General features: G+C 35.9%; 24 protein-coding genes, 1 pseudogene and 1 riboswitch. Of the genes and pseudogenes, 12 read left to right on the top strand and 13 right to left on the bottom strand.

Annotation, left to right across the window (positions count from 1 at the left end; all coding sequences use genetic code 11):
* Nucleotides 1–20 precede the first annotated feature (20 nt).
* From D9842_RS20075 to rlmH, 4 genes are all read left to right on the top strand, one after another.
* Complete coding sequence (locus D9842_RS20075; protein WP_121664067.1) at nt 21–815, top strand: MBL fold metallo-hydrolase; 795 nt, start codon at nt 21–23, stop codon at nt 813–815.
* Nucleotides 816–978: 163 nt separating this feature from the next.
* A complete protein-coding gene (locus D9842_RS20070) occupies nt 979–2,199 on the top strand; it encodes a S1C family serine protease (protein WP_121665148.1) in 1,221 nt (406 codons plus the stop codon).
* A gap of 103 nt (nt 2,200–2,302) precedes the next feature.
* Nucleotides 2,303–2,458, top strand: a complete 156-nt coding sequence (locus tag D9842_RS20065; protein ID WP_121664066.1) for a CxxH/CxxC protein — start codon at nt 2,303–2,305, stop codon at nt 2,456–2,458.
* Between the two features lie 81 nt (nt 2,459–2,539).
* A complete protein-coding gene (gene rlmH, locus D9842_RS20060) occupies nt 2,540–3,019 on the top strand; it encodes a 23S rRNA (pseudouridine(1915)-N(3))-methyltransferase RlmH (RefSeq protein WP_121664065.1) in 480 nt (159 codons plus the stop codon).
* 775 nt (nt 3,020–3,794) lie between these two features.
* Here rlmH and D9842_RS20055 read toward each other — a convergent pair.
* Together D9842_RS20055 and D9842_RS20050 are read right to left on the bottom strand one after the other, a co-directional pair.
* Nucleotides 3,795–5,690, bottom strand: a complete 1,896-nt coding sequence (locus D9842_RS20055; protein WP_121664064.1) for a sensor domain-containing diguanylate cyclase — start codon at nt 5,688–5,690, stop codon at nt 3,795–3,797.
* A gap of 319 nt (nt 5,691–6,009) precedes the next feature.
* Complete coding sequence (locus D9842_RS20050) at nt 6,010–7,149, bottom strand: LuxR C-terminal-related transcriptional regulator (protein ID WP_121664063.1); 1,140 nt, start codon at nt 7,147–7,149, stop codon at nt 6,010–6,012.
* A 217-nt stretch (nt 7,150–7,366) separates the two neighbouring features.
* Here D9842_RS20050 and D9842_RS20045 point away from each other — a divergent pair.
* Nucleotides 7,367–8,111 (top strand): annotated as a pseudogene (locus D9842_RS20045) (SDR family NAD(P)-dependent oxidoreductase).
* Nucleotides 8,112–8,406: 295 nt separating this feature from the next.
* Here D9842_RS20045 and D9842_RS20040 read toward each other — a convergent pair.
* The 3 genes from D9842_RS20040 to D9842_RS20030 form a co-directional block, all read right to left on the bottom strand.
* The gene (locus D9842_RS20040) at nt 8,407–8,679 is read right to left on the bottom strand and encodes a hypothetical protein (protein WP_121664062.1); all 273 of its coding nucleotides are present in this window, start codon (nt 8,677–8,679) and stop codon (nt 8,407–8,409) included.
* Nucleotides 8,648–9,103, bottom strand: coding sequence for a MerR family transcriptional regulator (locus tag D9842_RS20035; protein WP_121664061.1), 456 nt, complete (start codon nt 9,101–9,103; stop codon nt 8,648–8,650). The genes D9842_RS20040 and D9842_RS20035 overlap by 32 nt, the downstream gene beginning before the upstream one ends.
* A 392-nt stretch (nt 9,104–9,495) precedes the next feature.
* Nucleotides 9,496–10,131, bottom strand: a complete 636-nt coding sequence (locus tag D9842_RS20030) for a DUF4386 domain-containing protein (protein ID WP_121664060.1) — start codon at nt 10,129–10,131, stop codon at nt 9,496–9,498.
* A 78-nt stretch (nt 10,132–10,209) separates the two neighbouring features.
* Here D9842_RS20030 and D9842_RS20025 point away from each other — a divergent pair, with 78 nt between their 5' ends.
* Nucleotides 10,210–10,800, top strand: a complete 591-nt coding sequence (locus D9842_RS20025; RefSeq protein ID WP_121664059.1) for a Crp/Fnr family transcriptional regulator — start codon at nt 10,210–10,212, stop codon at nt 10,798–10,800.
* Between the two features lie 649 nt (nt 10,801–11,449).
* On the opposite strand, the gene D9842_RS20020 is transcribed toward D9842_RS20025, so the two are convergent.
* A complete protein-coding gene (locus tag D9842_RS20020; protein ID WP_121664058.1) occupies nt 11,450–12,895 on the bottom strand; it encodes a DEAD/DEAH box helicase in 1,446 nt (481 codons plus the stop codon).
* Nucleotides 12,896–13,116: 221 nt separating this feature from the next.
* Between D9842_RS20020 and D9842_RS26070 the strand changes: the two genes are divergently transcribed.
* Together D9842_RS26070 and D9842_RS20015 are read left to right on the top strand one after the other, a co-directional pair.
* Nucleotides 13,117–13,269, top strand: coding sequence for a hypothetical protein (locus tag D9842_RS26070; RefSeq protein ID WP_162987519.1), 153 nt, complete (start codon nt 13,117–13,119; stop codon nt 13,267–13,269).
* A gap of 529 nt (nt 13,270–13,798) precedes the next feature.
* On the top strand, nt 13,799–14,461 hold the full coding sequence (locus D9842_RS20015; protein ID WP_121664057.1) for a DNA-binding response regulator: 663 nt from the start codon (nt 13,799–13,801) through the stop codon (nt 14,459–14,461).
* A 278-nt stretch (nt 14,462–14,739) separates the two neighbouring features.
* Here D9842_RS20015 and D9842_RS20010 read toward each other — a convergent pair whose 3' ends face one another.
* From D9842_RS20010 to solA, 6 genes are all read right to left on the bottom strand, one after another.
* Nucleotides 14,740–15,570: an ABC transporter ATP-binding protein gene (locus tag D9842_RS20010; protein WP_121664056.1), complete on the bottom strand. Its 831-nt coding sequence runs from the start codon at nt 15,568–15,570 to the stop codon at nt 14,740–14,742.
* A complete protein-coding gene (locus tag D9842_RS20005; protein ID WP_121664055.1) occupies nt 15,570–16,601 on the bottom strand; it encodes a FecCD family ABC transporter permease in 1,032 nt (343 codons plus the stop codon). The genes D9842_RS20010 and D9842_RS20005 overlap by 1 nt, the downstream gene beginning before the upstream one ends.
* On the bottom strand, nt 16,598–17,632 hold the full coding sequence (locus tag D9842_RS20000) for a FecCD family ABC transporter permease (protein WP_121664054.1): 1,035 nt from the start codon (nt 17,630–17,632) through the stop codon (nt 16,598–16,600). Before D9842_RS20000 ends, D9842_RS20005 begins: the two co-directional genes overlap by 4 nt.
* A gap of 1 nt (nt 17,633) precedes the next feature.
* Nucleotides 17,634–18,707, bottom strand: a complete 1,074-nt coding sequence (locus D9842_RS19995; RefSeq protein WP_121664053.1) for an iron-siderophore ABC transporter substrate-binding protein — start codon at nt 18,705–18,707, stop codon at nt 17,634–17,636.
* A 188-nt stretch (nt 18,708–18,895) separates the two neighbouring features.
* Nucleotides 18,896–19,693, bottom strand: a complete 798-nt coding sequence (locus D9842_RS19990; protein WP_121664052.1) for a LysM peptidoglycan-binding domain-containing protein — start codon at nt 19,691–19,693, stop codon at nt 18,896–18,898.
* A gap of 138 nt (nt 19,694–19,831) precedes the next feature.
* Complete coding sequence (solA, locus tag D9842_RS19985) at nt 19,832–20,974, bottom strand: N-methyl-L-tryptophan oxidase (protein ID WP_121664051.1); 1,143 nt, start codon at nt 20,972–20,974, stop codon at nt 19,832–19,834.
* A 187-nt stretch (nt 20,975–21,161) separates the two neighbouring features.
* Nucleotides 21,162–21,264, top strand: a riboswitch (SAM riboswitch).
* Nucleotides 21,265–21,479: 215 nt separating this feature from the next.
* Between solA and D9842_RS19980 the strand changes: the two genes are divergently transcribed.
* The 4 genes from D9842_RS19980 to mmuM are packed head-to-tail and all read left to right on the top strand — an operon-like array spanning nt 21,480 to nt 24,760.
* Entirely contained in the window at nt 21,480–22,298 is an 819-nt protein-coding gene (locus D9842_RS19980; protein WP_121664050.1) for a transporter substrate-binding domain-containing protein, read from the top strand.
* Nucleotides 22,299–22,319: 21 nt separating this feature from the next.
* A complete protein-coding gene (locus D9842_RS19975) occupies nt 22,320–23,042 on the top strand; it encodes an amino acid ABC transporter permease (protein WP_121664049.1) in 723 nt (240 codons plus the stop codon).
* Complete coding sequence (locus D9842_RS19970; protein ID WP_121664048.1) at nt 23,039–23,776, top strand: amino acid ABC transporter ATP-binding protein; 738 nt, start codon at nt 23,039–23,041, stop codon at nt 23,774–23,776. The genes D9842_RS19975 and D9842_RS19970 overlap by 4 nt, the downstream gene beginning before the upstream one ends.
* A 48-nt stretch (nt 23,777–23,824) precedes the next feature.
* A complete protein-coding gene (mmuM, locus tag D9842_RS19965; protein WP_121664047.1) occupies nt 23,825–24,760 on the top strand; it encodes a homocysteine S-methyltransferase in 936 nt (311 codons plus the stop codon).
* Nucleotides 24,761–24,877: 117 nt separating this feature from the next.
* Here the strand turns inward: mmuM and D9842_RS19960 are convergent, their stop codons facing one another.
* Nucleotides 24,878–26,569, bottom strand: a complete 1,692-nt coding sequence (locus D9842_RS19960) for an ATP-binding protein (protein ID WP_121664046.1) — start codon at nt 26,567–26,569, stop codon at nt 24,878–24,880.
* Nucleotide 26,570 lies beyond the last annotated feature (1 nt).

Here is a 26,570-nt window from a genome sequence, read left to right as displayed (position 1 = left end):
GAAAAGAGGAGTGACATAATATGAGCTTGCAGTTTAGTGTACTTGCAAGCGGAAGTACGGGGAATGCCATTTATGTGGAGGCGGAAGATCAAGCATTTTTAGTTGATGCCGGCTTAAGTGGTAAACAGATGACTAATTTATTTGACCAAATTGGACGAGATATTCAAAAGCTTTCAGGAATTTTGGTCACACATGAACATAGCGATCATATAAAAGGATTAGGAGTTTTAGCAAGAAAGCATAAACTACCTATCTATGCGAACGAAAAAACCTGGCAGGCTATGAATGGATTAGTTGGAGAAATTGCAACAGAGCAAAAGTTTGTTTTTCCTACAGGATCTGTTAAATCCTTTGGTGCGTTAGATATAGAATCATTTGGAGTTTCACATGATGCAGCAGAGCCTATGTTTTTTGTGTTTCATCATCAAGGAAAAAAACTAGCTCTTATTACAGACACAGGCTATGTTAGTGATAGAATGAAAGGCACGATTAAAAATGCCGATGCCTTTGTGTTTGAAAGCAATCATGATGTTTCTATGCTTCAAATGGGACACTATCCATGGAGTATCAAACGTCGTATCTTAAGTGATGTTGGACATGTTTCTAATGAAGATGCAGCAATTGCTATGATGGATGTGATTGGAGATGCAACAAAACGAATCTATTTGGCCCATCTTAGTAAAGATAATAATATGAAGGATTTAGCCAGAATGTCTGTTGAGCAAACACTTGCCAGCAAAGGGTTTATAACAGGCGAAAGTTTTGAGTTATATGATACAGACCCATCAACCCCGACTTCGCTTGTAGCCATTTAAAATGAGCTAAAAATGGCATGACCAACAGTGAAGATTAACAGGTTAAATTAATAAAATGAAAAAACAGAAAATCGTCATCATCTTGGTTAATTTTCATTGTATAGGAGAATAATGTTGATTAGGTAAACACTATTCATAGCATGTGAAAGGAATGGTGAACATTATGGGCTATTATGATCAAGATTATGAAAATTATGATGCCAAAAGGCAAAAGGGAAACCGTGGAGGCTGGTTTTTAGCTGGACTGGTAGGAGCCATTTTAGGAGGACTACTAGTGTTCTTTGCTTTACCAGCACTATCAAATTTCGTGCCTTATGAAATGAACCTTGGAGAAGAAGCTACAGACCAACAAGGACAAACAGTTGAAGATACAGGACCCGTTAAAAATGTATCAGTAGATGTAAATTCAGCCATTACTGATATTGTTGATGAGGTATCAGATGCTGTAGTCGGTGTTGTTAACCTTCAGGAAGCAGGGTTTTGGAGTGAAACCGGTGAAGCAGGTACCGGCTCAGGAGTCATTTATAAAAAAGAAGGTAAAGATGCTTTTGTCGTAACAAATCACCATGTTATCGAGGGTGCATCACAAGTAGAGATCAGTTTAAGTGACGGGACAAGAGTTCCTGCTGAAATACTAGGCAGTGATGTGTTAACAGATCTTGCTGTTTTAAGAGTTGATGCTAATAAAATTACGAAGGTAGCTCAATTTGGTGATTCAGATGCAGTAAAACCAGGTGAACCTGTCATTGCGATTGGTAATCCACTTGGCTTGCAATTTTCAGGCTCAGTTACACAAGGAATTATTTCAGGAACAGAAAGAGCGATTCCTATTGATGAGAACGGTGACGGACAAGTAGATTGGAATGCTGAAGTCTTACAAACAGATGCAGCAATCAACCCTGGGAACAGTGGTGGAGCACTTATTAATTTAGACGGTAAGGTTATTGGAATTAATTCAATGAAAATAGCCCAAGCAGCTGTTGAGGGAATAGGATTATCTATTCCTGCAAACCATGCAATACCTATTATAGAAGACTTAGAAAAGTATAGTGAAGTAAGACGTCCTTATATGGGAATCGGCATGAGATCGTTAAATGAAGTGTCCTCTTATCATAAGGAACAAACATTAAAACTACCTCAAGATATAAACGAAGGTGTTATTGTCATGAGTGTTGTCCCAGTCTCACCAGCAGCACAAGCAGGATTACAAGAGTTTGATGTAATCACACAGTTTGCCGGTGAAAATATAAAGGATATCATAGACTTAAGAAAAATCCTTTATAATCAAGAAGTTGGCGATACCATTGAGTTAACATTTTATCGAAATGGCGAGAAGATGTCTGGTAAAATGAAGTTAGGAGAAGAAGACATGTTAGGGGGCTGATTTCAGCTCTCTTTTTTTGACTAAAAGAACCTGTGGAAAACTAAGATTTGTAATTTGGGTTAAAATAAAAATATATCCACATGTGGATAAGGAGGAAACGATCATGTATTGCTGTGAAGACCATATTGAATTAGCGATAGATATGTATGTAGATGAAAAAGAAACAGCGCCAGAAATAGAAAAAATTGAGCAAGGTGAAAAGTTATCCACAACATGCCAACTTTGTGAAAAGCAGGCTCTATATATAGTCGGAGAGTAATTTTGTTAACAAATGTGGATAAAATCTCTACTTTGTGGATAACTTCTGTGGATAATGAAAGTGTTGAAATGGGGAAAAAATATGAACATCTCAATCATTACAATTGGTAAGTTAAAAGAAAAATACTTAAAGCAAGGAATCGATGAATATTTAAAACGATTATCATCATATGCGAAAATCGAGATCATTGAACTAGCCGATGAAAAAGCTCCAGAAAATCTAAGTGAAGTTGAAATGGAGCAAGTAAAAGAAAAAGAGGGAGAAAGAATTCTAAGCAAAATTAGCGACGACACACACGTCATAGCACTAGCCATCGAAGGAAAAATGAAATCCTCAGAGCAACTAGCAAAAGACTTAGACCAGCTCGCTACATATGGAAAAAGTAAGGTGGCATTTGTTATTGGAGGTTCATTGGGATTGAGTCATACTGTGATGAAGCGGGCGAATGATAGCCTTTCTTTTTCCAAGATGACGTTTCCGCATCAGTTGATGAGGTTGATTTTGGTGGAGCAGGTTTATCGGGCGTTTCGGATTAATAGGGGTGAACCGTACCATAAGTAAATGAGGTTTTTTTAAGGTCATTAAAATTATTATTATATCAGGTATGTAGTGAATTTAAATTAGATGGGGATAGAAATATAGTTAATACTGAGTGAACATGATGCATAGGAACTAGCACGCCATCGTATAATTTAACAGAACAATTCTAGAAAGAGCCTAAATCTTAATCAAAATGGGTTAGGCTCTTCATTTACGAATCAGCACTACTTAGAAAGTACTACCCAATATTCAAATTCCATTAAAGAATCTTAAAGTGAGTTTATGTGTACATGCTATTGTAAGTGAAATAGAAATAATCAATTATAATGATAATGAACAATACATGCTAGAAATAGTTACCGATAATAATCATGAAATTTAAATGAATATGTCAGTACATTACATCTTAAAAAGAGAACAGGGATATTCCTCGTATGGAGTTCTCCCAACCAAAAAAATAAGCTTATTCTTTCTTTAAAAGTACTTAATAGTAATACATTACCGCATTCAGATGATATAGCGAAGATTGAAGATATTAGAGCATACGAAATACGGTTTTAAAAATACTCCTATAGTTTTTACATAAGTTTATCTAATCCAAACAGTAAAGTTCATAATAGGTTTAATTTCCACTTAATTCCGTTAAAGTATACCATATAAAGATTAGGATAGAGATTTGGAAAAGCTCAAATCCATAAACTCTATGCTTTTTCAAGCGAGATATTGTGGGATATATTTGTGAATTCCAATATAATTTAGTCTGTTATGTTAGATTTTCTCCACAATATCGAGATACTTACAGATGTTTAATTTCATTCTGATAAAACAACGATATGGAATCTCTGCCAATTTGTTTTGAACGATAAAGAGCTTCGTCAGCCTTACTGATTAGTTGCTCTTTTTCTACTAGATTTGCAGAAGTAGAATGGGCAATTCCGATACTAATTGTTACTGTATCTGTAACCGTTGAAGTTTTATGTTGGATTTTTAATTTATGAATGACATCATTCATATCTTTAGCTATATCAACGGCTTCTTCAACGGATTTCCCATCTAATAAAGCAAAGAATTCTTCTCCGCCATACCTTGCAAAGAATCCTCCAACCATATCCAATCTATTTTTCAATGATTGAGCGACTAATTTTAGTACCTCATCCCCTTTTTGATGACCATATGTATCATTAAAAAGCTTAAAACAATCTATATCGATCATAAATACCGTAATTGGTTTCAATAAATCCTTGTTCATCTCCCAAACCTCTTCATAATTTTGGTTGAGTGACCGTCTATTCGGAACATTTGTTAGAGTATCAATGTTTGAAAGAATTTCGAGCTTCTGATTCAGTTGTTTTAGTTCATTTTGTGATCGCTCCAGTTGAGAAGTTCTTATTTGCACTTTTTCCTCAAGGGTGTTATTTAGTTCTCCTAAACGAATAGACAGGCTTTCAACTTTTTGAAAGGTAGATGCATATTTAATAGCAAGAACGATGGACTGAGCAAAGATAAAGATATATAATCCAACACTTGTAAAATCACCTGTATGAATCCATTCATTGTAATAAAGGACATCATTTAAGGCTGTACAAGTAAAAATGACGGTTGAGATCAATAAAACCTTTACACCTGGAACATTTCGCTTCCACGCTTTGGTCAATTCAAAAAGTACATACAACATCATCGCTGTCATGATCAGTTGATAAAAGTTAATCGTATACGAAAAAACTTTAGCAGGTGTAAATAAGACAAATAAAGAATAAAGTAAACTTATAAAAAAGGACATTTGTAAAATGGATTTTTTTATATAGTTAAGAAACATTGCATTAAGAAACAATAAAAATACTGGAAACGCGATTGAAATCGTCCAATATTCGATTTTTCTGTGCCATTCCCAAGAGAAATTAGGGAGTAGATCGGTTAAAACTACCTCGCCGACTATCAGCGAGCGAAGAGCAATTAGTAAACAAAGAATCCCAAAATAGAGAGCAGCTCGATCTGTTCTACGTAGAATATAAATAACAAAATGGTAAAATCCGAAAATAGTTAAACCACCAATAATAAACATTTCTTTAAGCATTCGTTTCTCAGCCATACTTATTAATTCTTCTGCATTTCCGAATAAAAACTCTCCCCAAATTCCACCGTTTCGTTCAGAGTAATTGGAAACCTGTAAAACTAGATCAAATTCTGGCTTATCTAAATCAAGAGTGATGACTTGTGGATTATAGGTTGGACGTTCATCTTTTGAGCTCATACCAATTTCACCAATTTGACTCACTAATTTCCCATTGATCCATAGTTTCGATGCATTCGAAATAAGCGGTACATAAAGGCCCTTATGAGTTGATAAGCTCTCTTCATTTACTTTTATTTTAAGTGTATATGTGGCATGTCCCTCACCTGGTAATGTCTCATTGTTCATTTCAGAACCCATCCACATATGAGGAAATGAAACAAAAGTTGAGGGATTATCCGGTACTTTTTCTGGTTTGAGGAATTTGTTCCAATATAAACCCCACTCCCCACTCATCTCTATATAATTGTGCTCTTCAAAATTTATATCACGTAAATCAAGTACCCCATTTTTTGCTGTTATCTCATTACCATGAACTGCAAAATTAACAGTTGGAGCAACTGTCAAACAAGTAAACACTATCAGAAACAATAATAAAAGGAATTTTTTAATTCTTTCCATACTTATCTCTCCACTCGTCTTTTGGTGCGATCATTCTTTAGATGTCAAAAACAAAGTATAAATATACAGTAAGTACATATATTTTAAACAAAACAAACGAAAAGGATTTCATATAACAAAGTAATAAAGAAAACATGGCAAAAATAGATAGTTTTCAATTGATGAATAAATTAAAGTGTTAAGAATTCTTTTTGAACAACCTCTTTAATTATACTTATTCTACAACTATATCGAAACCTAAATGTTTATTAATTCAAATCTACAATTTTCTCTTCTTTTAACGCTCATTTAATGATAAAAATACTAAATAGGTTGAAAATTAATGTAATAATCCTAACCGAAAAGCACAGGCAACCACTTGGGTCCTGTTTTTTGCTTTCAGTTTAGTCATTAAACTGCTTACATAATCTCTCACCGTATGCTCACTTAAAAACAATAATTCACCCATTTTTTTATTGTCATATCCTTCTGCAAGCAAATCGAGAATATTGGCTTCTCTTTCTGTTAAATGAAGGTCTGGGGTTTTTGCTGCCGCGTCTCCTTTTCTTGATAAAAATAATCCAAGACGTTTCCCCACTTGCTCGAGTAAAGCTAATTCCTCTTTCGAACAATCAAATTCTTCCCCTAGCTGATCAAAAGTAAGCCACCCAAACAATTGATTTTTATGAGTGAGCGGTAAAAAAATAATAGAAGACAGATTAAATAATTTGATATGCTCTTTTTTTATATAATTTTGGGGGCTCTTTAAATAAATTGGTTTTTTTGAACTAAAAAAGATATTCTCCTCGGTTATTTGTCCTTTCATGCTTTGCACCTTTGGAAGTTCGGCACCTATGACACCATAGAACTGATTTGACCAGGGAATATAAGCGTAAAAAACACATCGTTTATAATGAAAATAGTCTTCACACTTTTTTAATATATATGGCAAGTCTTGAACTCCTGAAGAGCGAATCAGGAGCTTATTTAATTTGTCTAACAGTTGGAGTCTTTTAAGTTCCCTATTTTCATGGGGTTTTTTATTGGTAATGACTGAAAAACTCTCATCTGCCCACTTGTTGTAACTCTGGACAAGGTAAGTAAAAATAGATAATAAAAACATTAATACAGCAGAGATTCGGTTATATTTTATTTGAATCAGTAATGTAATTAGCGACTTTTCGAAAAGCAGTTGAAACAGGTTAAAACTTTTCCTATTTAAAATGGACAGCTGGGATTGAAGCCAAATATCTAAGTGGTCCGCATAATTTTCCTTGCTAACTTCCGTGTTAGGATTAGTTAATAGTTGTAAAAATGATTGCAGCAGTGCCTCAATAATTTTTCGATCTGTCTCCGAAATGGAAGCTTCTAGATTTAGATAGGTATTGATATTTTCTTCAATCTGTTTGCTGTGAGTTTTGATAAACAATACGAATTGTTGAAACGTAATTTCCTCATATTTTTGAATTGGCTGAGACATAAGAAATTCTTCTCCTTCAAATAAACGCATCCTACAAATGGAGGGTCTTCACACTAATATTATACAGCATCTTGTAGGATAGTATTTCAAACTCAGAGGAGTAAGATGAAATTGTGACAAACAAGTGAATATTTTTTAGGGCGATAACAAATGATAAGAAGAACATTTGTTTATTTTAATTACATGGTTTTTAAAATTGAAAGGATGTGTGCTTGTAATGAGACTTGAAAATAAAGTAGCTATTATAACCGGCGGGGCTAATGGAATTGGTGAAGCAACTGTTCGCCTTTTTGCTGAAGAAGGGGCAAAGGTGGTCATTGCTGACTTTGCTGAACGAGGTAAAAACCTATCAGAAGAGTTGAATGCGAATGGATATGATACGTTATTTATTAAAACAGATGTAACAAAAGAAGAAGAGATCAAAAAGATGATTAATGAAACGGTGAATAAATACGGTAAATTAGATATTATGTATGCAAATGCTGGAGTCGCTGATGATGCGCCAGCCCATGAATTATCCTATGACAAATGGAAACGGACCATTGATATTAACCTGTCAGGGGTGTTTCTTTCTGATAAATATGCGATTGAACAATTCCTTAAACAAGGCACAGGCGGTGTTATTGTTAACGCAGGTTCTATTCATAGTTTTGTTGCATTACCAAATCCAACGGCTTATTCCTCCGCAAAAGGCGGCGTGAAGCTATTAACACAAAACTTTATGTACGGCTTATGCAAAAGAAGGTATTCGAATTAACGCAGTTTGCCCTGGTTATGTTGACACTCCTTTACTCACAAATGTCGATTCCCAAACGAAAGAATATTTAGCGTCTCTTCATCCACAAGGCAGACTGGGAAAACCTGAAGAAATAGCGAAGGCAGTTCTTTTCTTAGCAAGCGATGATGCTAGTTTTGTGAATGGTACAACACTTCTTGTTGATGGCGGCTATACTGCAAAGTAACAGAATTTTTGAAAGAAGTATTAAAAAACCTCATTTAGATACATCATGGTGAACCGTACCATAAGTAAGTTAGGTTCTCTTAATGGTTTAAGGTTGTCCTTACCTGGTCTAGTGCACTAAGAAATGATCCGGATGCATTAGAGGGGAGTTTTTTCCTAATCTTTACACCATTCAGTTTACATTTTACTAAATAGCAAAAAAGCATTTTATCAGGTTTCTCAAAAAAGGAATTCCTTCAATAAATTTAATGATAATACAAGGGAGGAGGGGACAAAATAGAAAAAATATATTTCAACTAAGACTTTTTATGCAAAAGTTGTCGAATAAGGGTGTAAATACTGCCCTTTTTTACTTTTTCTATTGGTACTAATTTTCCTTCAATGGTTACTGCAGGTAGTTCGGTTATTCCATATTGTACTACCTTGGATTCCATTATATCTTTGGTATAGGGGTTACTAGCATCATATACGAGTAAAGAACATCGCGAGCATGCATAATCTTTCACTTGATTTTCGAGTTCATTCGAAAAGCGCTTGCTATCTGTGAAAATTTCTATGTTTTTGCTCATCAATATCACCCTTTTTTAGTTTACTTAATACAGGACAATCATGTTTATCCCTTAGGGAAGATTGGTTAGGACGAGAGGTTCCTAGTTCTAACAGCGATTTGAAATATTCCAATCTAGAAATTCTCTCGTTTATTTCATTAATTTTTTCTATAGAGAATGCATACATTTTATCTGCTGGAAAATAATCATCCTGTTTAATAATTGCTAAGATGTGTTTGATTTCGTTTAAGGTAAAGCCAATTTCCTGAGCCCTTTTGATGAGTAATATATCATCCACTGCTGATTCTAAAAAAAGCCTATACCCTGAACGGTTCCTTTCTGGCTTGGAAAGAAGTCCTCTCTTTTCATAATATTTTATAGTTTCAATATTTACATTAGCTGCTTTGGCCACCTGGCTAATTTTTAGATATTTCAATTCTGCCATCTCCTCCCAAAATTATCGTACACCCGGTACTATAGTACGGGGTCAAGGAAAAATAAGTAAAAAGTTAGGGATTTATATATTTTTCTTCATGCAGTCACTTAAAAAAGAAATTTTTAAAGATGATAAATATATGAGGAAGTAGAACATATCCATTTTTTACAATTTTACCAAGTTTAGACACTTATATAGTACCACCGGAAATACACTCTTTGCTTAATATTTATAAAATTACTGTTCAGGTATCACGGTTTAATATTTGAAATTAATTCAACCTATACAATTTAACGATTATCAGACTGCAAGAAAAGTTTTAGATTATTGTTCTAAATAAAAAAGTACTTGTTATGTAATTTAACAAGTACTAACCATTATGCTTTCAGGTTATTCAAGGTCTATTTATTAAATGTACTATGGCCATTATTCAAGCTATCATTGAATGGACGTGAACGATTTAACCCTTTTATAATTAAGTAAATAGGGAAAATCAATTCAAAAAAACCTCCTGGAGTAAAGAGCCATATAGGTGAAAGTTCTGAGATAAGCGTTATAATTGAATATATCAATAAACAGAGATATCCTATAATCCCTAGTCCCATCATCCATTTTGGTGCTAGCCTTTTCTTCAGCAAATACCAACAATAATAGCTGCTAAATGCCCCAAGAGACAACATAGCTAGTGAAAAGCAAAGCTCCCTGAGCTTGAGGATTGGTTCAATATTGGCTTGAGATAGTAATAACACACTTATTGCTCCGACTGCTAATAAAAATCCTTCTATAAACCTTGCAAACATATACCCTTTTATAATTGACTTATTATAAGACTTTAAAACTTTAGAACTCATCCAACCGATTATAACAACTGCAAAGCTATTAATTAATTCAAACACAATTCCTAATCTTGTGGAACTTAGTTCTAGATGGCCGTGTACCCCATTTTCAATCATTTGATTTCCAATTGCATAGGTGACAGTCGCTAATAAAAAACATAACCCAATAACTTTTTCATACCTTCTAAACTCTTTTTCCATGTTTTATCATTCTCCCTTTAGTAAAATAAAAAAACGTGTTAAAATTTTCTGAAATCTTAAACAGAAAGGTGATTTGCAATGAATTACATTGTATTTGGAAAATTAATTTTAGCCGAAACATTGAAAAAAATGACTGATCTAAATAATGATGATATTTCAGAATTGATTACGCAAATACCTATACAAAAATATAAAAAGGGGACAGTCCTATTAAAACAAGGTGATAAACCAGGTATGAGCTATTACCTTATTAAAGGTTGTGTTCGTCAGTATGTCAGTAACGAAAACGGAAAAGAAACCACAGTTGACTTTTATATAGATGAACAAGCTATCAATATAGTCAGCTATGCTAATGAGGACGGTGACTCTATGTACAGTCTCGCATGTCTTGAAGACTGTATCATGGTATCATGTCCTGAAGTGATGACTCGTGACTTAGATAACACACAACCTGAATTCAGAGAAATGCTCAAAATATTCTTCCAAAAACAGTTCATTGACTTACAGAAAAATTACGCAAGCTTTAAGGCACAATTACCTGAAGAAAGATTCCAAGCATTGGTAAAAAACCGTCCTGAACTTCTAAAAAGAGTACCTCAAACTATTCTGTCAAGTTATTTGGATATCACCCCAGAAACCTTTAGTCGTTATAAAAAAACATTGATGTGAACTTAGAATAAAACATAAATGAACGTTTTTCCTTGATTTGAATCAAGTTTCTAAGTTTAATTAATTCTTTAAGGTGTATCAGGTGAAATAGGAAAATAGGGTAGGCTCTAGTAGATTGTTGTACTTGCACTAACTTTATAAGGTGTTAGTTGTAGCGGAATTACGAGACTCCTACCGGTTATGTTGGAGAGGTGGACTCATGAAGGTGCTTGCGTAGGGAGGGTTACCATCCACCCTGAGGAAAGCAAGTACTCATGTTGCAACGACTTGAGTTAGGAGATAATGTAAATAATAGTACTAAAAATACTATATGCCAGCTACTAAAGCTTACTGACATATAGTATTTTTCCTTACTTAGCTGCTCTTAAAATCTGTAGTAGGGTACAACTGAGAATGACCCACCAGATTTAATAATTTCCGTTATATCTACTTCAATGACTTCAAAATATTGTTTCGAATTTGTTCATTTACATGTTTGTTCAAAGGTAAGCTAAGTATGCGATTATGATCGTTATTTAAGACATTTGTCTCTGAATCCGACCCCAGTGCCCAAACAGCTACGTACTCCCGTATCTTCCTTGCAATTTCTTCTTGATTTATCTCATGTGGGCCGTACAGTTCGTAAGCTGTTAAGCGGAGCACGTGCACTTTATTTAATAGCTTTACTCACTTTTAACTTCTTTCCTTTGATAGTCGCATTCTCCATGGCTTGTAAAACTAGTGAGCCCTTGCCATTCAGAATATCAACATAGGACATTTGATCATGGATGGTGATAATGCCGATATCCTCTGCTGTGACTCCAGGAATTTTTGCGATTGTTCCAACAAAGTCTACAGCACGAATTTTCTTCTTCTTACCACCGTTGAAATGGAGTTTCATAATAACTTGATTGATTCGGGCTGTTTTATTATTCCTGACAACTCGTCTGCCGCTAAGTTTTTCTTCGAAAGCAGCTTTTCCATTAGCCACTTCCAGATGGCTGGGAGCTTCTCTAGCTGGTAGCTCAAAGCCGATGTATCGTTCAATAGCTTTAATGAATTTTCCTTCAAAAGGTGTCGTAAATGTAATGGCCTTTCCTTTATTTCCGGCACGACCTGTTCTTCCAGTTCGGTGTACATAGCTCTCTTTTTCCATAGGAACGTCATAGTTGATGACAAGTGTCACATTATCAATATCAATACCTCTGGCAGCGACATCAGTGGCCACGAGATAGCGGTAGTTCCCCAGTTTGAAACCTTCCATAACAGAGAAACGGTCTTCTTGTTCTAGACCCCCATGGAGTCTCTCACAAGGGTATCCAGCTCTATCTAGTTCGCTATACACAGTATCAACGTGCTCTTTGGTTCTGCAGAAGATCAGGCAGCTGTCTGGATTTTCTACAACCGTGACGTCTTTAAGGAGTGAGATCTTTTCTTCTTCTCTCACTTCAATTAAAGAATGTTCAATGGTAACGGCCGTCACCCTGGTCGATTCAATCTCAATCTGAACAGGATCTTTCATATATTTATGGCAAAGATTTTCAACATCTTTAGGCAGAGTTGCAGAAAAAACCATTGTTACTCGGTTTGAAGGCAGCTCTTTGATGATCGCTTCCACTTGATCGATGAAACCTTTATTAAGCATCTCATCAGCTTCATCTATGATAAGATATTTTATTTGATCCAAAACTAAGGTTTCTCGTTCAATATGGTCCATGACTCGTCCAGGGGTACCAATGACTACATGAGTTTTTTGTTTCAATTCTTCCTTTTGTTTCGAAAAAGGTTCTTTTCCATAAACAGCCACTGCTTTAATGCGTTTAAACCTTCCGATATTCGTCATATCTTCGCGGACTTGAACTGCAAGCTCCCTAGTTGGCGTAAGAATTAAGGCTTGTGGTTTTTTTTCTTCCCATTCAATCATATCGGAAACAGGGATACCAAAGGATGCAGTTTTTCCACTTCCTGTTTGGGCTTTTACGACAAGATCTTGATTTTTCATTGCTAATGGGATAACTTCTCTTTGAACTTCTGTTGGAGTTTCATATTTTAACACGGTTAGTGCTCTTTTGATTTCTTCACTTACATGGTAGTCCGTAAAACTTCTTTTACTCATTTTTAAACCTCATTTTTTGGTTTTTCGTCATATGTATAGAATTCTCTTCAAGAATTATTATATGCATGATCTGAATATGGTTCATTATACTAGAAAAGTGCGGGGCAAAACGGCTTTTATTTTTAATTTTGATTCTGTTAAATTTTAATTGTTAATTTTACTAAAAGCTATTTGACTTGACTATAATCCTTGTCAAAAGAACTGCGAAGAGGTAAGTGACTATGAACAAGTCATTCGTATTTGAAAAGGAGACGAATGGATTAGTGATAGGTTTAATGAATATTACTATTGGTGAAATGCACCTGAGTATAGATCTTACTGAGATTTATTTTAGATATGAGGGCGGTGAGGGAACCGTACCACAAGTAATTTAACTTTAATCCAATACCTCTCCAAAGCTATGAGGAAGCTAAAAGTTTACAATGAAAATTGTTTTATTGACAAATATAAAAGAAAGTAATTGACAATTTTAGGTAAACTTTTAAACTATAGTTGACTCTATCCTCAGAACTTTCTGCACTATATTTTCTCCATTCGAAATTACATTTCCCACATTTTTACTTCACATTTATACCTACTAATTTTTAAAAGAGTGCGTGCCATTTAAATATATAAAGGAGAGATTGTTTCGTGGCATCATAGTATGTATGCTGTTAAATGCTCATGTTGTGGACGTTCTGCATTTGAAGATTTTTATTTCAATACTTATGAGCAGTACATTTTTTGTATGAGGTTCGGATATTATTATGCCAAAACAATTGAATAAGTCGAATATAAGGAAGAGAAAATTGAATAGCGTGGAATGCCTTTACTAGAAAATAAAGATGGAAGTTGGGAGGTCTTTGAAGATAAATTGAAGAAGATTTGAGGATGGAGGATTTATTGGATAGGAGGAACGATGCATTGGGATTTGAAGAAGATTATCAGGCCTTTATGAATGCTCACTTGCAAGCAAGAACCGGAGAACGATTACGGCGCTTACAAGAAGGGCACAGCCAGGCTGAAAGGTTGTTTTTGGAGCAAGTGTGGTGGCCCTCATTTTACCATTTTCAATATCTCCATCCAGAATATGAGGTCAATGATTTCAAGGAAGACATTAGGTTTTTGGATTTTGCTTATATTCGTCCTGGCATCCGGATTTGTTTTGAGATTGACGGGTATGGTCCTCACTTAAAGAATATAAGCAGATGGCAATTTTCTGATAATCTAGAACGTCAAAACCAGTTGGTGATTGACGGATGGACCGTGATCCGCTTTTCTTATGACCAAGTTAAAGAGAAACCTCGACGATGCCAACAAATTATTCAGCAAGTGATTGGCCGTTGGCTAGGTGAAGAGCTGGACCAGATCTCTCTTTCCTTTGTCGAAAAGGAAGTACTTCGGTTTGCAATTCGCAAAGGAGAAGAACTATACCCAATAGAATTGCAGAAGTATTTGAAGCTAAGTGACAAGACGGTAAAAAAGGTACTTTCTCAACTAGTCGAGAAAAAGATGCTGACTCCCGCATCTGGAGTTAAGAGGGTTCGTTCTTATAGGTTAGGGAATCAGGTTAAGCACCTGATTTGATAAAAGACGGAAAAACTCCGCTTATATTGCTAACATCATTAAAAATAGCTTAAATAGACGGAAAAATTCCGATTATTAACCCGAAATATGTGAAAATGGTGGATTTTAATTTGAATAAACGGAAAATTTCCCCTTATATCCTTCGAAACGAGCCCCATGCTGCAATTAACCGGAGAATTTCCGCTTATTTTCCTTCCGTTTGTTACTCATCACAACAAAAAGGTTGCGGACATCCCACGTAAGGGACTATCCGCAACCTATAACAGAGAAACCACTCTTTAACTAAAAGTCAATTCCTTATTCGCTATATTATTCACATGATGCCGCCCAATCGGCACCACCGAAGGAGAACCCGAAACCGGATCTTCCACAACAGTACAATTCAGCCCAAATATATCCTCAATCAATTCACTTGTAATAACCTCTTTTGGTGCACCCTCTGCAACGAGCTTGCCTTTATGAAGAGCAAAAATATGATCTGCATAACGTGCGGACAGGTTGATATCATGAAGAACCATGACAATCGTTGTTCCATATTTTTGGTTAAGGTCTGTTAGTAGGTCGAGAATTTCGACTTGATAGGTGATGTCTAAGTAGGTTGTTGGTTCATCAAGAAACAGGATGTCTGTTTGTTGTGCTAGAGCCATGGCAATCCATACACGCTGTCTTTGACCGCCTGAAAGCTCATCAATATGTCGATCTGCAAATTCAGTGATTTTCATCATTTCCATTGCTTCAGCAACAGCTTCATAATCCTTTTTTGTCCAGCCTTTTAAAAATGATTGGTGTGGAAATCTACCTCGTCCAACTAGGTCTGAAACGGTTATTCCCTCAGGAACAATAGGGGATTGTGGAAGTAATCCTACTACACGGGCTAACTGCTTTGGTGGAATGCTATGAATTGATTTTCCACCTAAGGTAACTTGGCCGGAAGTAGGTTTAATAAGTCTAGCCATTGTTTTAAGTAGGGTAGACTTACCACAACCATTTGCGCCGATAATAATGCTTATTTTATTGCTTGGAATGCTAATACTTACATCATGTAAAATCGTTTTATTATCGTATCCAGCAGTGATTCCTTCAGCTTGAAAAGCATGTGTCGGTTTCATTATAAATCTCCCTTTCGATTCATTCGGATAAGCAAGTAGATCAAGTATGGTGCTCCAAGTATGCCTGTAATCACACCAACAGGGTATCTAGCAACAAATGCGAATTGTCCTATAAGATCTGATGCTAAAACTAAAATGATGCCAACAAGACCTGCTGGGATCACACCTGAAAATCCTACACCAACTAGTCTTTTTGCAATAGGTCCAGAAAGGAACGCAACAAATGCGATAGGTCCAGTTGCAGCGGTAGCTAATGAAATAATAAGCACCGAACTGATAATAAGTACAAATCGTGTCTTATTTGTATCAACTCCAAGTGAAGTTGCAGCTTGCTCCCCAAGCTCTAACATATCTAATCGTTTTCCGAACGCGATAATAATGGGGGCAAAGATAAGAACTGTGATCATAAGAGGGTACAGTTCCTCCATTTTAGCTCCATTTAGACTACCACTTAGCCATCTCATTGCAGTTGGAAGATCATGCTGTTGACCAATCAGCAATAAGTAAGATACCACAGCATTTAGCATGGCTTGAATACCAATTCCTATTAATATTAATCTACCAATTGAAAAAGAAGTACCTTTTGATAAGAGAAAAATAGCCATTACTGTAGCAAGTCCACCGATAATAGAAGCAATTGAAACAAAGGTATTACTTGCATGAAGGACGATGATACAAAAAACAGCAGCAGCACTAGAACCAGCTGTTATTCCGATCACATTAGGATTTGCTAGGGGATTACGAAGCATCGTTTGAAAAACATACCCAGCAACACCAAATGCAAATCCAGCAAAAACACCTGCAACCATTCTTGGAAAGCGTATTGTTCCCACTGCAAATGATGCACCTTTTACTTTCTCACCCAGTAGGACACTTATGACATCTGAAACAGGATAAATGGTGTTTCCTAGCATAAGCATTGTGCAGCAAAGTGCAAAGGCAATGAGTGCAAGTAAAGAAGTTACAAGGACAAAACGACGACGTCTTTTTATTCTACCTATCATAATAAGATTCATTGATTCATTCATCATAGTGCACGCATTTTCGCTTTCATAGTTATTAAGATTAAGATAGGAGCCCCAATAAATGCAGTAACAACACCAACTTCAAGCTCACCAGGACTTCCTAAAATTCGACCGAAAACATCTGATATTGTTAGGATAATAGCACCTGAAAGAGCAGACATTGGGATAACATATCGCAAATCAGGACCAATCATGAGTCGAATCACATGTGTTGCTAATAAACCAATAAAGCCAATAGGACCTGCGAGTGCTGTTGCTACACCGCACAATAGTACTCCTCCCAAGGCAGCGATAAGCCTAAGTGTTCCAGTACGTACACCTAATCCAGTAGCAGCTTCATCACCTAATGCTAATGCATTTAGTGCTGGAGCAGTAAAGATGGCTATTAGGATTCCAACAATAAGAAAAGGAATAAAAAGAGAGATTGAGCTCCAATTTCCTGCACCGACACTACCAACTTGCCAAAATCTAAATTGATCCATAACGTTTGAGCGAGGAATCATAATGGCCATTACAAGAGAGGATAATGCAGCACTTGTAGCAGCACCTGCTAAAACGAGTTTAAGGGGCGTGGCTCCGCCACTCCCCATTGAACCAATTCCGAATACAAAAATGGCAGTTAGAATTGCTCCTGCTAATGCAAGCCAAATGTATTGACTAGCACTACTAATATTTAAAAAAGAAATTCCACAAACGACGAATAGTGCTGCCCCTGTGTTAACTCCCAGTATGCTAGGGTCTGCAATAGGATTACGAGTAACCGATTGCATAAGAGCACCAGAAACTCCTAATGCAGCACCACACATAAAACTAAATACTGTTCTAGCAATTCTTTGGCGAACAACATTGGCTCCATGCGAATCCACATCAGGATGGAATAGGCCATCAATTAGCTCATTCCATCCAACTATGCGAGATCCAAAGGCAAGAGAAGCCAATACACATATACCGAGTAAAACGATAGAAAGTATAAGTACTTTTATAAAATTTTTCGGTATAAGTAACTGCTTATTTTCTGAAACGGATGTATGATCCATTTTATTTCACTTTGCTTACAGCTTCTGAGAGTAATGTTAAATACTCATCAATTGAGTACTCAATTGAAAGCGGGCTTGGAGTACCTGCTGCTGCAAGTGGAGTGTTATCTCCAATAATCACAACAGAGCCTCTCTCTATTGCTGGGACTTTTCCAAGGATTGGATCAGCCTGTAGAGCTGCAAGTGTATTTTCATCACCATATGATACTAAAATTTCAGCATCGTTAAGCATGTCGGCATTTTCAGCACTTACTTCTATATAGAAACTATTAGGATCAGTTATTTGACTTGTAATACTTTCAGGATATTCCATTCCTAGCTCAGTAAGAAATGCACCACGTGGGTCTCCTGGTGAGTAGATGTAGAACTTAGATAAATCTTCGGCACTAATACTTACAAATGCAGCCTTTTTCCCTTTAATTTCAGCATGTTCACTAGCTTTTTCTTCAATTAATTTCTCTGTGTCGGCAATAAGTTGCTTACCTTCTTCTTCCATTCCCATACCCATGGCATTGAATGTAACTTGTTCACGCCATGAAGCTACCCAAGGGCTCGTTTGATAGGCAACAACTGGAGCGATTTCACTTAATGTATCATATTCTTCTTGAGTAATACCAGAGTATGCTGCAAGAATAACATCTGGATTAACATCTGCAATTGCTTCAAAATCTAAACCATCAGTATCTTGAAAGATAGTTGGCGTTTCTGCATTAAGTTCTTTTAACTTTTCTGAAGTCCAAGGTAACATACCGCTATCATCTTGAACACCATAGTTTGCAGCTGAGAAACCTACAGGCACAACACCAAGAGCAAGAGCAACGTCATGGTTTGACCATGCAATTGTAGCAACGCGTTCAGGTTTTTCTTCAATAGTCGTTTCACCAAATGCGTGTTCAATCACGATTGGATATTCAGCTGTTGCTTCTTCGTTTTCCGTTGTTTCTGTATTAGTTTCCTCATTCGATTCTGGTTCAGTATTTTCAGTTGTTTGCTCACCTGAACAACCAACTAGTACAAGCATAAGGATCGCAATTAATAATGTTGAGAGTAATGAAATATTACGTTTAGCCGTCATTTTGTAAACCCTTCCTTAACATAAGTTTATTTGATAATAATTATCATTATCACAAATATATATCCTATTTAAAAGGTTGTCAACAGTTCTTGTGTGGTGCCTGGCACTTCCCGATAAATGTCGAATCATTAAAAAAACAGGTACTGAAAAACATACCTGTCTCTTCGAGTTAATTGCAATAAAGGTTTCTAAAACCTCACAAGCACCTGAACTAAATCCTCAATACTTCCATCTCGTGGACTTCGAGTGTAAACCCATAATTCACCAGACCGAGCAGTCGGTTGCTGATTAAATGTGATTGGTATGGAGAAGAATCCATATGAAGGGGCACCTGCAGTTGTTTGGATCGGTGCTTCCTGAGTGACAACTTGATCATTATCATCAACAATACGATAGAGAATGACTCCTTCAAAGGCACGGGCAAATCCTGAAAGTTGCTGACCAGCACGAATGACTGTTCCGGGTAAAGGTTGAAAAACAACAATATTCTTAGACGTTGGAAGCGGGATAATGAGTTGGTATCCCGGATAAATCACATCGGGTGAGATACCTATTCGTTGGCGATTGGCATCAAGTAATGTTGATAAAGATATTCCAAAGCGTTTGGCAATTTTGTTTAATGTATCTCCTTCTTCAACTAAATAAACAAGAGCAGGAACGCGAAGAATTTGATTTTGATAAATAACGTTAGGGTTAATAATTTGTGTATTTATCCCTTGAAGTAAATCTACATTTGTTGAATATCGTTGAGCAATGCTATTAAGTGTTTCACCAGCACTAACAATGTGATTCACCTGTCTATTACCAGGTGTTGAGATAACTAATACCTCTCCAGGAAAGATGAGATATGGATCTGTAACAGGAGGGTAGATCGCATTTGCTTCTACTAGGAGAGGAACAGTTCCTCCAATTCTCGAGGCTATGGAATACACGGTGTCTCCTTGTTTAACCGTATAAACAAGAGAAGTACCATCAACGATAGGCATAACGATCACTCCTATGAATGTTTTGCTATTCATATTTATGATATTCGTTGAATTGATGAAGGATGATCAGTAAAGAAAACTAGTAAAATAAAAGTTCTTCCTGTTACATTACAGGCCTTCGTATATTCTGAAAAATTATTACTTACCAAACCTCTTAAGTGAAAAAATTGAAAGATCAAATGTGCTTTGTCCAATTACAGCTAACTCGCTTAATACTTCTCCCAGTACACTTGCAAATTTAAAACCATGTCCAGAAAAGCCACAAGCAAAAATGATGTGATCATGCTCAGGATGGTGATCGATGATAAAATCATTGTCGCTTGAAAGTGTATATAAACACGTTTTACCTTGATTCAAGGCTCCATTTGCTTCAGGCATGTAGTTTTTAAGGAAAAACCGGAGCTCTTCTTCATCTGTATGATAATGTCCAAAATTCTGAGTATGCTTGTTTGGATCAATTGCTTGTCCACCATCTGATTTGCCAATTTTAAGACCTGTTCCAGCTATGTTTGGAAATCCGTAACACATATTTTCCTTATCCTCTATATAAAAAGACGGGAAGTTACTGATATCATAAAGGTCAGCAGGTGTGTTAAACCAGCCAAAGGCCTTACGAGTTGGCTGAATAGGAAGTGCTAAATCAGGCAACAGCTTAGATGCCCATGCACCAGCAGTAACAATGACCTTTTTAGCCCAAAACACCTTATTTTCAGTTATGATTTTAACGAAAGATTTATGATCTGTTTCAATTTGCTGAACAGGAGTATTTGTCTCAAGCTGTGCTCCATGATGAATAGCGATTTCTTTGTAGGCTTGAATAGCATTTTCACTATAAATGAACCCTGATTCTGCTTCAAAGCATCCAATAAAATGTTCTGGAACAGAAAATCCCGGCCACCTTCTCTTCACCTCATTGCTAGTAAGTACCTCTAATGGCAATTCATATTTATTTGCAGCAGCAATTGTTTCCTGTAGAAATGCAGAGTCTTTTGGTCCGAGTCCTATAACACCTGTTTTCTCAAAGATCTTATAGCCAGTTTGTGCTTCTAAATCCTCCCATAATTGTTGAGCACGTTTAACTAAGCTTACATACTGTCTGCCTTCACCATAGGCATGCCGAATCATTCGAGTATCTCCATGGTGGCTTCCACGATTATGTGGCGGATCAAAGGCATCAATTAACACAGTCTTTACTTGCTGTTGTGCTAAAAAGGCACCAGCTGCCATTCCCATCGTTCCTGCACCGATGATTGCTACGTCAAAAATGTGTTTCTTTTCCAAGCTATGTGCCTCCTATCTCTTTCATCAGTTGTAATGTTACAATGTTTAAAATAATAAAATTTAATAGATTCCTGGACTTTTAAATGGTTAAATTTATAGGAATTCTGCTAAAAATGGGATATTAGTAAAAAATTGTTTGACAATAGTCTTAATATTAAATAATATCATACTATACTAAAAACTGAATATCTTATCACGAGAGACTGAGGGACAGGCCCGACGACGTCCAGCAACCATCATTTATGAAAGGTGCTAATTCCTGCAGAGTGTTTCATTCTGAGAGATAAGGTTTAGATAGAAAAAGCCTCTTTCTGATTGAAGGAGGCTTTTTTGTTTGATAAAAGAACCGAGAAAGACTAAATTGCCATATATAATAATTCGAAATTTACATAAAATTTAAAATAATCATTGCAATACCAATTCTATTCGTTATAATAGCACTATTATTCCTATGAATTTAGTGAGAATTAATATTTACATCATAATGAAAAAAGGAGTCAATGAAATGAAAAGAAAATCTCGATTACTTGTACCAATGATTGCACTATTAGGCTTAGCTGGAATAGTAAGTGGTTGTTCATCAAAAGAAACTGCAAAAGAAGAAACAGGTGATAAAGTCATTTTAGTTGGAACACAAAATGATTATCCACCTTTTGCTTTTGCTGATGAGAACAATGAACTTACTGGATATGATATTGACGTAGTGAAGGAAATTGATAAAAAGCTAGATGGTTATACGTTTGAATTTGTTGCTACACCTTGGGATAGTATGTTTCTTGCATTAGAATCAAATAAAATTCAAGCAGTTGCAGATCAAATAGCAAAAACACCTGAACGTGAAGAGAAATACTTATTTACAGATGAATCTTATTTTGCTGCAGAAACCGTCATTGTTGTGAAATCTGGTCGAACAGATATTAAGTCAATAGAAGATTTAGAGGGTAAAAAGGTCGGAGCGTTGGCTGGCGATTCTTATACGCTTTTGCTAGAAGAACATAATAAGAAAGCTGAAAATGACATTATTCTAAAATATAGCGAAAGTGGTACTCCTTCAGAGATTTTACAAGATGTACAAAATGGACGCATTGATGCCTATGTTAATGATCCAATCATGATTAATACGGTTTTGGAAAAATATGATCTTGATGTAGAGATTGTTGGACAGCCTATCGTTCAAGATGATATGGGAATTGTATTTAAAGATGAGAAGCAGGGTGAGGAATTAAAAGCACTGGTCGATCCTGTTATTAAGCAACTGAAAGAAGATGGAACGTTAGCTGAACTTTCGAAAAAGTGGACTGGTGGAGAATATATCCCTGAATAAGGTTGAAGAAGGGAATTCAAAATGGAAAATTTATTAGATATTGGTTTTTTAATAGAAAGCTTTCCTGCTGTTGTTGCAAGGTTACCAATTACAATTGGCATTGCGGTAGGCTCATTAATTATAAGTTTATTTATTGGACTTGCCACAGCACTTATAAAAATCTATCAAGTTCCAGTATTAAAGACAATTTCTTCTTTTTACGTTTCTTTTATTAGAGGTACACCATTGTTGGTGCAGATTTATCTTGTTTTTTATGGCATACCAAAAGTAATTTATTTAATTCAAACGGAATACGGTTTGCTTCAAAATTTTGATGTGAACATTATTGCTCCAGAGATTTATGCATTATTAGCCTTTTCAATTAATTTGGGTGCGTATTTGTCTGAAACGATCAGATCAGCCATTGAATCTGTTGATCGAGGTCAGTTTGAGGCGGCTAAAGCAATAGGGATGAGTTCAACCCAAATGATGCTTAAAATCATCTTCCCGCAGGCCTTAACAGTCGCAATACCTAACCTGGGAAATATGTTCATCAGTACGATTAAGGATACTTCCCTTGTTTTTATTATTGGCGTTATTGATATTATGGGACAAGCCAAAATTATGGGCTCACGCGGACTGGCCTTTTTTGAAGTGTATATAGCTGTTTCGATTATTTACTGGATTTTATGTATCGTTGTTGAGAGATTACTTGTTTTAGTAGAGAAACGTGTCCGGAGATATGAAAGAGGGATTGCCTCATGATTAAATTAGAAAATATCCATAAATACTTTGATCAGCAGCATGTGTTAAAAGGGATTGATCTTTCTATTAACAAAGGAGAAGTTGTTTCTATTTTAGGTCCAAGTGGTTCAGGGAAATCAACATTATTACGCTGTATAAATTTCCTTGAAACTCCTACAAGTGGTGTTGTTGAGATTAATGATAAAAGAGTAGATGTTCAATCAGCAGGTAAGGCAGATATTTTGTCACTAAGAACTTCAACAGGAATGGTCTTTCAACAGTATAATTTATTTAAAAATTTAACTGTGCTACAAAATGTCATGATTGGCTTGACCAGTGTGAAGCGCATGAATTCAGTTGAGGCTAGTAAGGTAGGAAAAGATCTTCTTGAAAAGGTTGGCTTGAAAGATCGATTAAATCATTATCCAGCACAGCTTTCAGGAGGACAACAGCAAAGGGTTGGAATTGCTAGAGCGCTAGCATTAAATCCAGAAGTGTTATTGTTTGATGAACCAACCTCCTCTCTCGACCCAGAATTAGTTGATGAAGTTTTATCCGTGATAAAAGCTGTTGCAAATGAAGGAAATACAATGCTGATTGTGACTCATGAGCTTAATTTTGCACGTGAGATCTCTGACCGAGTTGTTTTTATGGAAGATGGAATAATTCTTGAAGAAGGAACGGCAGAACAAATTTTTAGCAATCCTAGCGTTGAAAGAACGAGGAAATTTTTAAGTAAAGTATTAAAGAAGTAATGGTTTGATTCCTTCTTGTAGCTTTACGGTAGGAAGGAAAAGGATGAAATGAACCCGATTGAACAAATTTTAAGGGATTTCCCGATGATGATACTTGATGGAGCTATGGCAACTGAGCTTGAGAATTATGGATGCAACTTAAATGATCGATTATGGTCAGCCAAAATACTATTAGAAAATCCAGAATTAATTAAGCAGGTTCATACAGATTATTTTAAAGCTGGTGCAGATTGTGCCATAACAGCAAGTTACCAAGCCACTGTTGAAGGATATAAAGAAAGAGGTTTATCCGACGAAGAGGCAATTGAGTTAATTAAAAAGTCTGTCCACCTTGCAGCAGAGGCCCGTGATGAGTTTTGGGCAGAGGTTCATCAGCCCTCAAATCGACCAAAGCCGCTAGTGGCTGCTTCTGTTGGGCCATACGGAGCGTTTCTTGCAGATGGCTCCGAATATCGGGGTGATTATCCATTAAATGAAGAAGAATTGGTCGTTTTTCATAGAGAAAGAATGAAAATCTTGGTAGAAGCGGGTGCTGATATCCTTGCTTGTGAAACGATTCCTTGTCTTTTAGAGGCAAAAGCAATCGTTAGAGTTTTAAAGGAATTTCCGGAGATCTATGCTTGGATCAGCTTTAGTGCAAAAGATGAAGTACATATTAGCAATGGAGAGAGCATCGCTGATTGTGCAAAAGAGCTAGATGGGGAAGAGCAAGTAGCTGCCATTGGGATTAATTGTTCATCTCCAAACTTCATTGAAACGTTAATTAAAGAAATAAAGGGAAAAACCTCTAAACCCATTATTGTTTACCCTAATTCAGGCGAGGAATATGATGCAACAAGTAAAACATGGGATAAACCATCTTCTACAAATCAATTTTCCTATAGTACTCAACGTTGGTTTGATGCAGGTGCAAAAATCATAGGTGGTTGCTGTAGAACGAAGCCTGAGGATATAAAGGCAATAACTGCATGGGCAAGAAAATAAAAAAGGACTAAACTTAGGAGCATTAGGTTATGAAAAATCTATGCTCCTTTTTAATGAGATAAAGCTAAGATGAGAAGTCGGCAATTCTATTCAGTTCAGATTTTGTAACTAAACGGTCTATAGACTACTATTACTTAATGGCAAGTTAATAATGAAAGTTGTTCCTTCCCCTTCCTTAGAGGAGAACTCCATTGTTCCATTGTGCTGCTCAATAATTCGATAGCACACCATAATTCCTAATCCTGTGCCCTTTTCCTTGGTAGAGTAAAAAGGCTCTCCCAGCTTATGTTGAATATGTGCGGGTATTCCTTTGCCATTGTCTATAATCTTAATAACAGCATGATTGTTTTGAGCGTACACCTGAATACCTACACTACCAGTTGATTCTATTGCTTCTATTCCATTTTTTATAAGGTTAATAAAGACTTGTTTTATTTGTTCCTCATTGCAATGGATGAAGAGGCTTGGTTCCAGAATTGTATAATCAACATGAATGCCTCTCATATTAGCTTGAGATGACATCAAGGTACAGACGCTTTTAAGTAATTCACTAATATCTGATCTGATTTTTTTCTCTGATACGGGTTTTCCAAGCACTAAAAGCTCACTAGCTATTGTTTCAATTCGATCAATTTCACTATCAAGGATCGAATAAATATCTATTTTCGAAAACCCTTCTTTTGCTAACTTTAAAAACCCTTTAATTGCAGTAAGTGGATTACGAATTTCATGTGCAATGCTAGCAGCTAGCTCTCCAGCAATACCAAGCTTTTCATTTCTAATTGCTAATTTTTCACTTTCTTTTCTTTCCTTTAAATCTCTAACAATCGTTATGACTGTGTCATTTAAATAATCCTCAAATATAAAAGGAAAGGAAACAAATTCAATGTCCACGGTTAACTGATCTAATTTTATTAATTTTATTTCTGTAGGTAATGCCGTTTTACCACTTTTTATCTTATTAAATGTATCTTTTATCAGGTTATGACTTGAAATTTCAGTGATTTCCCATATTGACTTACCAACTAACTCAATTAATTCCTGGCCCATTAGCTTTAATCCAGATTTATTAATATGCACAATAACATCCTTTGAGGTAATAAAAACAGAATCTGGCATTTCTTCAATAAAAGCCGTGAAAAGCTTTTGTATATCTTTCAGTCGTGAAATGGAACTTTCTAAATTTTCCTCCATTGCAATAGAAGGTGCTAGCTTTTCCCTCTTATAAAAACCCGAAACAGCCAACTCAGTATCTGACATAATGTATTGATGATGTCTCATAATCTCCATAAGAACTGTCGAAGGTATATTAGGATCATAAGCACAGACAGTTAAACATTTTGTTTTATCAATAAATTCATCTGCAGCTCCTTCATATTTATGAAGTTTTTCCATTAAACAACATTGTCCTGGAAGCCACGTTATTTTACCCCAGACACGAATAGGTACTCCGCTATTTACAAGAGGCTCTAGCAAACCCGAAAAATTACCTAACAAGGAGTTTGCATCCATTATTTCCGAAGATTGATAGAATTCATTATGCTCTGTGAAAATAATTGAATCTATTTGCTCCTGACTAAATCCTTTGTGAGAAAGCTTTTGAACGATTCGTTCGAATGTTTCCCTTTGATCAATAATTACAACTGCTTGTCCAAGGGTTAATCCACTAGAAATAAAAGAAGTTACATTTTCAATGTACTTTTCAGGATCAGAGGGTAGATACAAGATATGTGTTCCATTTGTTATATTAATATTCTTCGTAAAAGCTACTTTTGGATTAAGGATATTTTCAGGATTTACAATTGCCAAA

The organism is Metabacillus litoralis (assembly GCF_003667825.1).
Classification (GTDB): domain Bacteria; phylum Bacillota; class Bacilli; order Bacillales; family Bacillaceae; genus Metabacillus; species Metabacillus litoralis_B.
The sequence above is the reverse complement of the archived record's forward strand: the minus strand, read 5'-3'. Positions and strand labels throughout refer to the sequence as shown.